Below are 12192 nucleotides of genomic sequence, written 5' to 3'. Positions count from 1 at the left end.
TTGATTTACATTTATAAAGAAGTTTGGCATAATCCAAAAAAGGAAGATTGCATAGGAGGAATTGTCGTGAAACAAGCGAATTTTGTCACTCTAGAAGCAGATATTAACATCGCGAGAGAGAAGATGATTAACTATGCTTCGGAATACGGATATTTAGATCAAGGAACGATCACTTTGAGCAGGCAGCTAGACCAGTTAATTAATCAATACACACGAATGAAATATAACCGAACCTAGTGATTTTATTGGTTATCCAATCATTTGCTGCAAGGTTGACCAACCCTCGACACATGCCTCCAAAAAAGTGTTGACTCGCTCTAAAGCACCTATGAGTGTAAACAAATACCTCAATTATTTATCGCGAAATAATTTACATTTATGTATTTTAGAAGTATAATAACGCAAATCGAGATTCTTGAATACAAACGAATTCGGAGGGTTAGAGGAAATGGTCGAACCAAGTCAATCACTAAAGCTCTTTGTGGTGATGTCTAAAGCTTACAGGGCGATTAATGATTATACAAATAAATTCATACAAAAAGAAGGGATAAACCCGACGGAATTCGCCGTGCTTGAGCTGCTGTATCATAAGGGGGAACAGCCGCTTCAGCATATTGGTGATAAAATTCTTCTTGCGAGCGGCAGTATAACTTATGTTGTTGATAAGCTTGAGAAGAAGGGTTTCCTTCGAAGAGTAGCTTGTCCAACTGACAGGCGGGTAACCTATGCGCAGATCACAGAAGACGGGACGGAATTTCTCGAAGGAATATTCCCGGCTCATCAAGAGCGGATTGAAGAGATTATGAATGTCTTATCAAATGAAGAGAAAGCCATCGCCATCGAATGCATGAAAAAGATAGGGAAGGCAACTCCAGCTAAATAAATGAAGGAACAAGGGCTGAATTGAGAGAATTCGGCCCTTGTTCCTTTTTTATGACGCTCGTGATATAGAAATCTTTCAGGCTAAAGAGGATAATTTAACTGTTGTATTCATATCAGCCCTTCCTTGGCATAAAGTGTCTATAGGCGGAGGAGGGACAAGTTTGAATAAACAATGGATGAGCGTATTCCAAGTCGCTGCCGTGTATGTCGGAACCGTGATAGGTGCTGGTTTTGCAACAGGCAAGGAAATTTATGAATTCTTTACGCAATACGGATTGTACGGGCTGCTAGGAATCATTTTAGCTGGATATATATTTATCAGGTTGGGCACTAAGATGATGATGATTGCCCTTAAACATGATTTGAAGAATTATATGGAGTTCAATGCATGGCTGTTTGGTTCTCGCTTGGCCATTTTTATAAATGCCATTTTCATGATTATGCTTATCGGAGTGACAGGGGTGATGATGGCAGGTGCTGGTGGGCTTTTTGAGGAACAGCTTGGGTTCTCTAAAATGGGCGGGATGGTGTTTACGGCTTTTTTGGCTGTTGTGGTCATGAGCTGGGGGATTCATGGTCTGTTATCCATCAACACCTTCGTCGTCCCAGCGATGGTCATGTTTAATATTATTTTAATGATTATATCCCTTTTTACGCTGAAGGGAGTGGGTCATTTGCTGAATATGCCAGACATGGTTAGCGTTAAGGCTTTCCTATCACCGTTTTCTTATACAGCCTTCAATCTTGCTTTAACCCAAGCTGTTCTCGTTCCCTTGGCTACGGAAATTGGTGATGAGAAATTGATTAAAAGAGGCGCAAATTTAGGCGGAATTTTGTTAGCTCTTGTTCTCCTCAGCTGTCATATTTCATTATCATCTGTTAACGGGTTAGCGGACATTAATATCCCGACAGCGTATGTCATGAAGACGGTTGCTCCGTTTTTGTATGGACTATATTTATTTATCATATTTGGTGAAATCTTCACTTCACTGATCGGCAATGCTTTTGGGCTTGAGAGGCAATTAAAGAAAGTGACCGGGCTGCCATCATGGTCACTTTATGTTTTTATATTAAGCTTCTGCCTGCTCATTGGCCAAATTGATTATGGTCCGTTAATTTCGTACCTATACCCATTGTTTGGTTATATAAGTTTGTCTTTTCTAATCTTGCTGATGATCAAGAAGGAATGAAGTTATAGTCTAACAAGTGGGAAAGCGGCCAGCAGAAGCAAATCAAACAGCAGATGAGAGAAAATCACCATTGACAGGCTCCTTTTCCAAGCATAGATTGTTCCCCATAATAATCCGCCGCCAATTCCGGCTAGTACTAACAGCAGATTTCCGGAAAAGATAAGTGGCAAAGAATAGAGCAGGGTGGATAGGAGTACAGCTTGTACCGTTTTAATATGAGTCAGCAAACGCTTCTCAATCAATCCCCTCCAGAAAATTTCTTCACCAGGGATAATCAGAAGAATCAGCATGGCGTATTGCCAAGTCTCTGTTGGTGATAGAAGGATGTATAAATCCTCCAGCTGATTCTGTAGAGGGGGATGGACAGCGGGGAGAACCTTGCTGGCAGCCCAAGTAATTATATACATAAGCATTCCTGATAAGAAACCGATCATGAGCGTACCCGAAAGCTTAAAATTGTTTTGTGGTCTTTCCACGTGGTAGGCAAGCACGAATAAACAGGCCATTGATGCTGTATATATGTACCAGAATATAGATAAGTCACGATATGAGAAGAATAAAAGTAAATAAGCGATTGTTAGGCAAAGCAAAAGAGGCCTGTCCCTGATAATATGCTTCATGTTCATGCTCCTGTTCAGTCAGATACTATATAGTAGAAAGAAAAGAGAAGGAAGCCCTTCTCTTTTCGCTTTTTATTATAAGGTTAGAATAATCGGTTCATTCTTTGTCACAACAATGGTGTGTTCACATTGAGCGACCAAGCTTTTATCTTTCGTTACATAGGTCCATCCGTCTCCTAGCTCAGTTACCATGGAAGCCTTTGTCGAGATAAAGGGCTCAACCGCGAGGACAGTACCTTCCTGGAGCAGCTCGCTGTCCCATGGATCGAAGTAGTTCAGGATATGATCTGGACTTTCATGCAAGCTTCTGCCGATGCCATGTCCAGTCAAGTTCTTGATGACGTTAAAGCCATTGGCTCTTGCAGTGTTGTATACAGCCTTCCCGATTAAATTCTTCTTAGATCCTGCTTTGGCCTTCGAGATGCCATTATGGAATGCGTCTACGGCGCATTGGCACAGCTTTTCTATTCGTTCATCCGATTGTCCGACCATGAAGGAAATGCCGGTATCTGCATAATATCCATTTAAGACGGCAGATACATCAATATTTACAAGATCGCCATCCTGAATGACACGCTTGCCTGGAATACCATGAGCGACTTCCTCGTTTACACTGATACATGTATAGCCAGGAAAATCATATTCATTTTTAGGAGCAGAGATGGCACCTGTCTCATTGAACAATTGTTTGGCAATCTGGTCGAGTTCAAGAGTTGTTATGCCCGGTACGGTCGCGTTTTTCATTGTTTCCCTCACGCGGGATACAATTGCCCCGATTGCCTTTAGGCCGTCTAAATCCTTATCCGTTTTTACAATCATAATATTAAACCTGCTTTCTGTTATGCTCTCTGTCTCATGTAGAGCTTAGTGAAAGGTTCCAAAAAGGAATCGGTTTTAATTATAGCGGAGTTTATTACAAATAGGAAGAGAGTGGCATGAACGAAAAAAACGAGACTCAGGGTCTCGCCTTTATAGCTCGTTGACAATTGTATAATTTTTATGATTGACGACTGTTTTCTCTTCTAGCTCAAGGTCCCGGTAGTTCTCCATTAAGGTTAAGTCGACAATAACAGAATTCTCATTTACCTTTTCAACAACTCCGCGCAAGCCATCACGGAATTCAATGATGTTTCCTACATTGGCTTTTTTCATACTGTTCACACCTTTTCTAGAGTTTATATGGACGTTAGTATGCATGAGGAATCAAGATTCTTCTTCCTCCATTAATATGCTTGATTTCAGATTTTTGAAGATTATTATTGTCATTATAGTATAAAACTTGAAAATTGTAAGTCATTAATTTGTGTTTTTTGATAATTATTCAAAAGTTAAAAGGTCTTGAACGTCCTAATGATAAAAATGTATGATGGAATCATATTAAAGGAGTGGTTAGCGGAATGAATCAGGAAGAAATTGAGCGTCTTTTTGAGCAATTAAAAAACAAGGAGATTGCCCGGTTAGATGTGAGTAAGGAAGATTTTCTCAGCTTTCGTGCGGTATTGGTAAAACGGGCCGACTTTAAGCATTTCAGAGGGATTGCCCATCTCGGAGGCAGCGTCACCTATGAATATTTGGATGAGCCGAGAAGTTAAATATGGACTGGCCAATGCAAAGAAAGCATTGGCCAGTTTTTTTCATGAAAAAGCTTCTGGGTGTAATCTATAGTATGCTTGTAGCTTCTTAATCGTTGTCCGTTTCCACGATTTTACGGATGCGGTGGTTGTGAGACAGTCTTTAGCGATTTCTGCCGTGGTTTTGCCATGCTGGATGTGATGGAACAGCCAGCAAGATTGATTAGGTGTTAAAGAATCGAGGAAGGCTCTTGGAATGAGCCATTCGAGCGTCATCATCTCATGTTGAGCAGAGTCCTCCAATTCTACTTCTTTGCTTGTCTCCCTGTCATGGATTTTGTTTGTTTTCTGTATATGTGACAGCATCCTACCTTTTATGGTCGTAAATGCGTAGGACATAAATTGTCCTTTGGCGGGATCGAAGGCCCTGCTTGCCTCCCAAAGTGCAATCAGGCCAATCTGAATAAACTCCTCCTTATCTTTATAGATATTTAACCGCTTAATCATGTGATGAATCAATGGCGTATATTGTTCAGCTATGTTTTCGAATTCCTCCATTATATCAGCCTGCTTTGAGGAGCGACCTCATTTATTCCCGGGTATCTATTAAGGTACAGAGGATTTGATGATGTGTAAAAAGGGGAAATGGTGATATGACAAGGTATATTTCAATAAATAGAATGTTTTCTATAGAGAAACGATCGATATTTAGGGGAATCTTTCCTGAAATTTGAATTTTCTCGGAAATTAACACAATTTTATAAGAGGTGATCTATATGGTGAATAAAGAATCAGTTGTAGTGGTAACCGGAGCTGCAAATGGAATTGGAAGAGAGATTGTAAAGCTTTATGGCGAGCTAGGGGCAAATGTTATCTTAGTTGATCAGGATAGAAAGGGCGGAGAGGAGGCAGCCGCTACCTTAAAGGATGCAGGTGTGAATGCATTATTCATTGAGGGGGATGTCGGTGAAGAAGCGACAGCTCTTCATGTAATGGATGTTATTCGAGGGCAGTTCGGACATCTTGATATCTTAATTAATAATGCTGGTGTGTCTGCTTTTGTTCCGTTGCTTGAAATGACGACAGAACAATGGGATCGTATTATTCATTCTAATTTACGATCTGTATTTTTGTTTGCCCGGGAAGGTTCGAAGTTAATGGAGGAGAATGGATGTATCATCAATATTGCATCCACAAGAGCCTTTCAATCAGAACCTGATTCGGAAGCCTATGCAGCGACAAAAGGAGGAATTATAGCCCTGACTCATGCCTTAAGTGCATCATTGGCTGAAAAAAGGATACGTGTCAATGCTGTTAGCCCGGGCTGGATAGAGACGAAGGAATACGAAGAGCTGCGTGAAAAGGACCATGAACAGCATTTCTCCAAGAGAGTGGGCACTCCAGCTGATATAGCTAGATTATGCTTATTCCTAAGCGATTCACGCAATAATTTCATAAATGGAGAGAATATTATCGTGGATGGTGGCATGACGAAAAAAATGATTTATGAGTAATAAGTGAATTTTTACGCAAATAAGGTTAAAGTCTACTCCTTCTAGTTGTTTTCTCACATTAATCTAGTGTAAAATTAAGATGGCCGAATGGCGCTATTTCCTTGTGATTTTGATTTCCTTGTTCTCTTTGGCTATGGAATTAGTGTCATCTTGCGGTTTACGTATAAAGTGTTTAATGGATGTTTGATTTTTTCTTCTTTGCATCGGTAAACACACTCTTATTATTCAGGAGTATCCGCGGGAAAATTATCATTCATGAAATAAAAAGCGTTGAAGTATTTGCGAATTTTCGGTACATTTTATGTGATAGGAGTTAACCTGTCTATTGATTAGGGTCCGGAAATTTAGACTGCTCAATGCTTTATACATAGAAACCGCAGAGTTTGGGTAAAATCACATAAAGATACAGCAGCTAGAAAATACTAATGGCCTGAAATTATTTATAAAGGAGTTTGATTATTTTGGTACAAAAATCTTTTCACGTAATCGACGAAACAGGAATTCACGCACGTCCAGCGACTTTGCTAGTTCAAACAGCAGGTAAATTCAACTCTGATATTAATTTAGAATATAAAGAAAAGAAAGTGAACTTGAAATCCATTATGGGTGTTATGTCCCTTGGTATTGGCGGTGGCTCTGATATCACGATTTCTGCAGAAGGCAGCGATGAGCAAGAAGCATTGAATGCAATCGAAGAGACTCTTACTAAAGAAGGCTTGGCTAAGTAATGACAGCGATGTTAAACGGAATAGCAGCATCTAATGGGATTGTCATAGCAAAAGCTTATCGTTTAATTGAACCTGATTTAACTGTTAGCAAGAAATCGATTGAGGATACTGAGACAGAGCTAGCGCGTCTTGATAACGCTGTTAAGAAAGCCCAATCAGAATTGGAAGCCATCCGTGAGAAAGTAAAAGTAGAACAAGGTGAAGACAAAGCGGCAATTTTTGACGCTCATATCCTTGTTTTAAATGACCCTGAATTGCTTGGTGCAGTTCAAGAAAAAGTGAAATCAGAGAACATTAATGCTGAATTTGCGTTGCGCGAAATTGCAGACATGTTCATTACGATGTTTGAACAAATGGATAATGAATACATGAAAGAACGTGCTGCTGATATTCGTGATGTTACGAAGCGTGTTATCAGCCACTTACTTAATGTACAAATCCCTAACCCGAGCATGATCTCCGAAGAGGTAATTGTCGTTGCGGAAGATTTAACACCGTCTGACACAGCACAATTGAACAGAGATTTTGTAAAAGGATTCACAACTGATATCGGCGGGCGTACTTCTCACTCTGCTATCATGGCTCGTTCACTTGAAATCCCAGCTGTTGTTGGGACAAAGCAAGCAACTGGGTCGATTCAAAATGGGGATATCATCATCCTTGATGGCCTTAAAGGTGAGGTTCACATCAATCCAACACCAGAATTGATTGAACAGTATGAGAAGGCGGCTGAAGCATATGCACAGCAAAAACTTGAATGGGCTAAGCTTGTAAATGAGAAAACCGTTACGGCAGATGGCCATCATGTTGAGCTTGCAGCAAATATCGGTACGCCAAATGACCTGTCTGGTGTAATTTCAAATGGCGGGGAAGCAGTGGGCCTTTACAGAACTGAGTTCCTTTACATGGGCCGTGAAAATCTGCCTTCTGAAGATGAACAGTTTGAATCCTATAAAGCCGTTCTCGAAGGCATGGAAGGAAAGCCTGTTGTGGTTCGTACACTTGATATTGGTGGCGATAAGGAGCTTCCATACTTAGATCTTCCTAAGGAAATGAATCCATTCCTAGGTTTCCGTGCAATCCGTTTATGTCTTGAAGAAAAAGATATCTTCAGAACGCAATTAAGAGCCCTTTTGAGAGCATCTGTTTATGGAAACCTGCGTATCATGTTCCCAATGATTGCTACATTGGATGAATTCCGTGCAGCGAAGGCAATCCTTGAAGAAGAGAAAGCGAAATTGGTTCAAGAAGGAATTCAAGTATCTGATTCCATCCAACTTGGAATCATGGTTGAAATTCCATCTACAGCCGTTCTTGCTGATCAATTCGCGAAAGAGGTTGACTTCTTCAGTATTGGAACAAACGACTTGATCCAATACACAATGGCTGCAGACCGTATGAATGAACGGGTTTCGTACCTGTACCAGCCATATAACCCGGCAATCTTGCGTCTTGTTAAGATGGTGATTGATGCAGCGCATAAAGAGGGTAAATGGGCAGGCATGTGTGGAGAAATGGCAGGCGATGAGCTAGCAATCCCACTTCTTGTCGGTTTAGGATTGGACGAGTTCTCAATGAGCGCGACTTCTATCCTTCGTGCTCGTTCGCAAATCAAAACTTTGTCATTAACAGATATGCAAGAATTGGCTGAAAAGGCATTGCAAATGCAAACAGCATCCCAAACTGTCGAACTAGTTAAGGAAGCTACAGCAAAGAAATAAATTTTTGGTAGAAATATATTTTTATGTTTGGCAACTTAAAAATAGGGGTAACTTAGTAGTGGACACAACAGCAACATGCTTTTAGTGACCCCCCTTTCTTAATCAACTGGGAAACCAGTTGATTTTTTTTGCGCTCTGTCTCTTGGCGGCGAGCCGTGATTCTATATGATAGAATAAATGAAGAAGATGTGAACTTTTTGGGGGGCTTATTGATGGAAAAACAGACAATTGGCTTTATTGGGTTAGGTGTAATGGGGAAAAGCATGGCAAGAAATATTATGAAGGCCGGCTATCCTATAATCGGCTATTCAAGAACAAAAGGGAAATGCCAAGATTTAATCGAAGAAGGCATGGAATGGGCAGATACGGTTGAGGATGTGGCCGTAAAAGCAGGGATTATTATCACGATGGTCGGATTTCCCTCAGATGTGGAAGAAGTCTACTTAGGCAATCATGGTTTAATCAATAGAGCGAAGGCAGGAACCTATTTGGTCGATATGACAACGTCTGCTCCGCGGCTTGCCAAGAAACTATATGAAGCAGGGAAAGAGAAGGGAATCCATGTACTGGATGCACCTGTTTCTGGTGGAGATATCGGTGCAAGAAATGCCGCGCTTACCATAATGGCAGGCGGAGAATATCAAGTCTTTGAGGCATTACTTCCACTTTTGCAAACAATGGGCTCTAATATCGTCTATCAAGGAGAGGCAGGTGCAGGCCAGCATACAAAGCTTTGCAATCAGATTGCCATTGCCAGCAATATGATAGGGGTTTGCGAATCATTAGTATATGCCAAAAGAGCAGGACTTGACCCAGAGAATGTGCTTAAGAGCATTTCAGGCGGAGCGGCAGGCAGTTTTTCATTGACGAATCTTGCTCCGAGAATCTTAAAGGGAGACTTCGAGCCTGGTTTTTATATTAAGCATTTCATTAAGGATTTGAAGATTGTGCTTGATGAAACAGAGGCGCTTGGTCTTGAATTCCCGGGTGTATCATTAGCGAAATCGTTATATGATGAGCTCGCAAATGAAGGACTGGGAGAAGAGGGTACACAAGCGTTATATAAATATTGGAAATAAGAAGGTGGAAAGCAGCATCCCTCCACAGTGATTGGGATGCTGCCTTTTTATCTTTCCTTGAGAAATCCTTCTAAACGATCTAGGCCGGTCATAAGTGACTCCATCGATACTGCGTAAGAAAAACGGAAATAACCTTCTCCATATGCAGAAAAAGCAGATCCAGGTACTACGGCTATTTTTTTTGAGCGAACCAATTCAAGTGCAAAATCAAGTGATGATTGGAACCCTTCTGGAACTTTTATAAAGAAGTAGAAGGCTCCATCGGGGAGGACGGTCTTCAAGCCCATTTGCTGCAAGCGTTCAAAAACATAATCCCGTCTATGCTTATACTCTTCCTTCATATTAACTGCATCGTTTATTCCATTTTGCATGGCCTCAAGCGCAGCCATTTGCGAGATAGAGGAGGCGCAGGAGACATTGTATTGATGAACCTTAAGCATATGCTGAGTGATACTTCCAGGCGCCATTAAAAAGCCGATTCTCCAGCCTGTCATGGCATGTGATTTAGAAACGCCATTAACAATAATTGATTGCTCTCTCAACATCGTACCAATGGAGGTGTGCTTTCTATCAAGGGTCAATTCACTGTAAATCTCATCGGCCAGGACAAAGATTTCTTTGCCGCGGATGAGTTCGGCAATTTCCGCTAATTCTTCCTTGGTTAAGGAAACGCCAGTCGGATTTGATGGATATGGAAGAACAACGCATTTCGTTTTCTCAGTCATGTGGGAGGCAATCACTTCTTTTGTCATCTTGAAGGATGTGGCCGTCGTGTCAGCATAAACAGGCACAGCCCCAGCGAGTTTAATGAGCGGCTCATATCCAGGGTAAACCGGACCAGGAAGAATTACCTCATCTCCCGGCTGAAGGATTGTGCGAAAAGTAATGTCGATTGCCTGGCTGGCTCCCACGGTCACGATTATTTCGCTGTCAGGGTCATAAACCAAGGAATACTTTTCATCCATAAAGGAAGAAATGGCCTTGCGGAGTTCTGGCATGCCAGCATTATGGGTGTAGGTAGTAATATCATTTTCAATAGCCTCAATGGCTTGTTCTTTAATATGCATGGGGGTCGGGAAATCTGGTAGGCCAATTGTAAAAGATAGGACTCCCTCTATCTCTGAAACAAGATTATAAAACTTCCTGATGCCGGAAATTTCGATTTGCCGTACATTCGGGTTAATCAGGTGTTCCATGTTTGCTCTCCTCTCTAGTATGTATCCTTCTATTATAAGCATGCTTTCTTAGTGTGTACACCTTCCGAATTTGCGCTCTTCCGATTATAGAAAATAAATCCAGGAATGTTTGGGGACGCTACCCATAATGGAATCAGTCGGGAGGAATCGAGATGAAACGCATGCTGGTGAAAAAGCATACAGGTGAAGTGGAGGAGATGCGCTATTCCTTATCGGAACTGAATGCATATGAATGGGTCTGGATTGATCTCTCTTCCCCTGCAAAAGAGGAGGCGGCCGCCCTTTTTCGCTTCTATCACTTTCACCCACTGGCAGTGGAGGATTGCTTAGATGCGATTAATCAGCGGCCTAAAGTAGATTTTTTTGATGAATATATGTTTCTTGTCATTTATGCCCTAAAAGAAAATTATCTGATGGAAGAGCTTGATATTTTCGTGAGTGAGAGATTGATTATTACTTATCATCAAAAGGCAATCAAGGAGATTGAGGATGCATGGGGAATGGCGACTGAAAGTCCGCCGGCAACCACGATAGATGTCCTTCATCAATTAATTGATAAGGTCGTGGATGAGTATTTTCCAAAGGCGTACGATATAGAGGAGCGATTGAATGCGCTGGAGGAGAATGCGGATTTGCTTTCTATCAAGGAATTGATGAACCACTTATATGATTTAAGAATGATTATCTTTCGTATTCGGAGAGTCATCCTGCCGATGAATGATTTACTGTACCGAATCACTCATACAGAAAAAATGCACCTTATCTCTGAGAAGCAATATTATTTTAATGATGTGTATGATCATCTTTTGAAATTGCGTGAGATGATAGAGGGGTACCGGGACTTTTCTGCAGATTTGCGTGATAACTATATGAGTGTCAATTCAAATAATATGAATGAGACTATTATGGCATTGACCGTCATTACGACGATTTTCATGCCGCTAAGTTTTATTGCAGGATTATACGGAATGAACTTTTCCTTTATGCCGATGGCTGGCTGGAGAAATGGTTTCTGGTATGTGATGCTTGTTATGGGGATATCCGCTGTTCTTATGATTATCTTCTTTATGGCAAAAGGATGGGTGTTTCGCACGAAAGTATATACGAGAAGAAAGCGTTAGAACTGCTGAAATTTTTGAGTCAGCAGTTCTTATTTTTTCCATTCGGTATATGGATAGCTTTCTCCCAGGCGGGTGAACGTAGGCTTATAATATTTCCGCGTTGATTGAGGTTTGTTCCGCGGCTCTTCTTTTTCCTCTTTAATGCCTGTATAGAGCATCAATCGTTTTTTTGCTTTGGAGAGCGGAATTCTAGAAGCGGGATTCCGGACGTTTTTTGATAGATGACCTAAATGAGGCAGCTGATCAAAATCTCCTTTGCAAGGAGGGATATGGAAGGTGTATTTGCCGCATTCAATCAGAACATCGGACTGCTGGAAGCTGTGGTGAGGATGGTCTGAGAACTGGAGCCCAATTTTTCTTGCCTTTCCTTCTTCAAGCATTTTGGTTAAAGAACACTTTTTTAAGTGATAGAGAAATTTTGGGTTAGAGGCGGTTTTGGCGTGTCTGTTTACAGAATAAATGGCTTCAGCCAAGTCATCTGCTGAGTAGGATTTTTGGTTGTGGTTGTTTCCTCTCGTTTCTTTCATGGATAATCCTTTCTATACTTTAATATTAAAATATATGCGCAAT

At 41.1% G+C, this 12192-nt stretch carries 15 protein-coding genes; 9 read left to right on the top strand and 6 right to left on the bottom strand.

Features of this window, described 5'->3' with window-relative positions; translation table 11 throughout:
• Nucleotides 1-66: 66 nt before the first annotated feature.
• The 3 genes from CYL18_RS19280 to CYL18_RS11730 all read left to right on the top strand — a co-directional run bounded on the left by CYL18_RS19280 (nt 67) and on the right by CYL18_RS11730 (nt 2072).
• Nucleotides 67-237 (top strand): aspartyl-phosphate phosphatase Spo0E family protein, encoded by a 171-nt coding sequence (locus CYL18_RS19280; protein WP_161497132.1) that lies wholly within the window; start codon nt 67-69, stop codon nt 235-237.
• Between the two features lie 211 nt (nt 238-448).
• Entirely contained in the window at nt 449-883 is a 435-nt protein-coding gene (locus tag CYL18_RS11735; protein WP_104849700.1) for a MarR family winged helix-turn-helix transcriptional regulator, read from the top strand.
• Nucleotides 884-1043: 160 nt separating this feature from the next.
• The gene (locus CYL18_RS11730; protein ID WP_330847591.1) at nt 1044-2072 is read left to right on the top strand and encodes a YkvI family membrane protein; all 1029 of its coding nucleotides are present in this window, start codon (nt 1044-1046) and stop codon (nt 2070-2072) included.
• A gap of 2 nt (nt 2073-2074) precedes the next feature.
• Here the strand turns inward: CYL18_RS11730 and CYL18_RS11725 are convergent, their stop codons facing one another.
• The 3 genes from CYL18_RS11725 to CYL18_RS11715 form a co-directional block, all read right to left on the bottom strand.
• Nucleotides 2075-2692, bottom strand: coding sequence for a CPBP family intramembrane glutamic endopeptidase (locus CYL18_RS11725; RefSeq protein WP_161497131.1), 618 nt, complete (start codon nt 2690-2692; stop codon nt 2075-2077).
• 75 nt (nt 2693-2767) lie between these two features.
• Nucleotides 2768-3511, bottom strand: coding sequence for a type I methionyl aminopeptidase (map, locus tag CYL18_RS11720; protein ID WP_104849698.1), 744 nt, complete (start codon nt 3509-3511; stop codon nt 2768-2770).
• 150 nt (nt 3512-3661) lie between these two features.
• Nucleotides 3662-3844, bottom strand: a complete 183-nt coding sequence (locus CYL18_RS11715) for a YkvS family protein (RefSeq protein WP_104849697.1) — start codon at nt 3842-3844, stop codon at nt 3662-3664.
• Nucleotides 3845-4089: 245 nt separating this feature from the next.
• Here CYL18_RS11715 and CYL18_RS11710 point away from each other — a divergent pair, with 245 nt between their 5' ends.
• Nucleotides 4090-4284 (top strand): hypothetical protein, encoded by a 195-nt coding sequence (locus tag CYL18_RS11710; RefSeq protein ID WP_104849696.1) that lies wholly within the window; start codon nt 4090-4092, stop codon nt 4282-4284.
• Nucleotides 4285-4326: 42 nt separating this feature from the next.
• Here CYL18_RS11710 and CYL18_RS11705 read toward each other — a convergent pair whose 3' ends face one another.
• Nucleotides 4327-4821, bottom strand: coding sequence for a sigma-70 family RNA polymerase sigma factor (locus CYL18_RS11705; RefSeq protein ID WP_104849695.1), 495 nt, complete (start codon nt 4819-4821; stop codon nt 4327-4329).
• Between the two features lie 218 nt (nt 4822-5039).
• Here CYL18_RS11705 and CYL18_RS11700 point away from each other — a divergent pair, with 218 nt between their 5' ends.
• The 4 genes from CYL18_RS11700 (at nt 5040) to CYL18_RS11685 (ending at nt 9305) form a co-directional block, all read left to right on the top strand.
• Nucleotides 5040-5777: an SDR family NAD(P)-dependent oxidoreductase gene (locus tag CYL18_RS11700; RefSeq protein ID WP_104849694.1), complete on the top strand. Its 738-nt coding sequence runs from the start codon at nt 5040-5042 to the stop codon at nt 5775-5777.
• A 461-nt stretch (nt 5778-6238) separates the two neighbouring features.
• Entirely contained in the window at nt 6239-6505 is a 267-nt protein-coding gene (locus CYL18_RS11695; protein ID WP_104849693.1) for a phosphocarrier protein HPr, read from the top strand.
• On the top strand, nt 6505-8226 hold the full coding sequence (gene ptsP / locus CYL18_RS11690; RefSeq protein WP_104849692.1) for a phosphoenolpyruvate--protein phosphotransferase: 1722 nt from the start codon (nt 6505-6507) through the stop codon (nt 8224-8226). Before CYL18_RS11695 ends, ptsP begins: the two co-directional genes overlap by 1 nt.
• A 173-nt stretch (nt 8227-8399) precedes the next feature.
• Nucleotides 8400-9305 (top strand): NAD(P)-dependent oxidoreductase, encoded by a 906-nt coding sequence (locus CYL18_RS11685; RefSeq protein ID WP_330847594.1) that lies wholly within the window; start codon nt 8400-8402, stop codon nt 9303-9305.
• 47 nt (nt 9306-9352) lie between these two features.
• Here CYL18_RS11685 and CYL18_RS11680 read toward each other — a convergent pair whose 3' ends face one another.
• Nucleotides 9353-10501 (bottom strand): aminotransferase A, encoded by a 1149-nt coding sequence (locus CYL18_RS11680; protein ID WP_104849691.1) that lies wholly within the window; start codon nt 10499-10501, stop codon nt 9353-9355.
• A gap of 152 nt (nt 10502-10653) precedes the next feature.
• On the opposite strand from CYL18_RS11680, the gene corA reads away from it, so the two are divergent.
• Complete coding sequence (gene corA / locus CYL18_RS11675) at nt 10654-11622, top strand: magnesium/cobalt transporter CorA (protein WP_104849690.1); 969 nt, start codon at nt 10654-10656, stop codon at nt 11620-11622.
• A 29-nt stretch (nt 11623-11651) separates the two neighbouring features.
• Here corA and CYL18_RS11670 read toward each other — a convergent pair whose 3' ends face one another.
• Nucleotides 11652-12149, bottom strand: a complete 498-nt coding sequence (locus CYL18_RS11670) for a YkyB family protein (protein ID WP_104849689.1) — start codon at nt 12147-12149, stop codon at nt 11652-11654.
• Nucleotides 12150-12192: the final 43 nt, after the last annotated feature.

The sequence above is a fragment of the Pradoshia eiseniae genome, assembly GCF_002946355.1.
GTDB lineage: Bacteria > Bacillota > Bacilli > Bacillales > Pradoshiaceae > Pradoshia > Pradoshia eiseniae.
The sequence above is the reverse complement of the archived record's forward strand: the minus strand, read 5'-3'. Positions and strand labels throughout refer to the sequence as shown.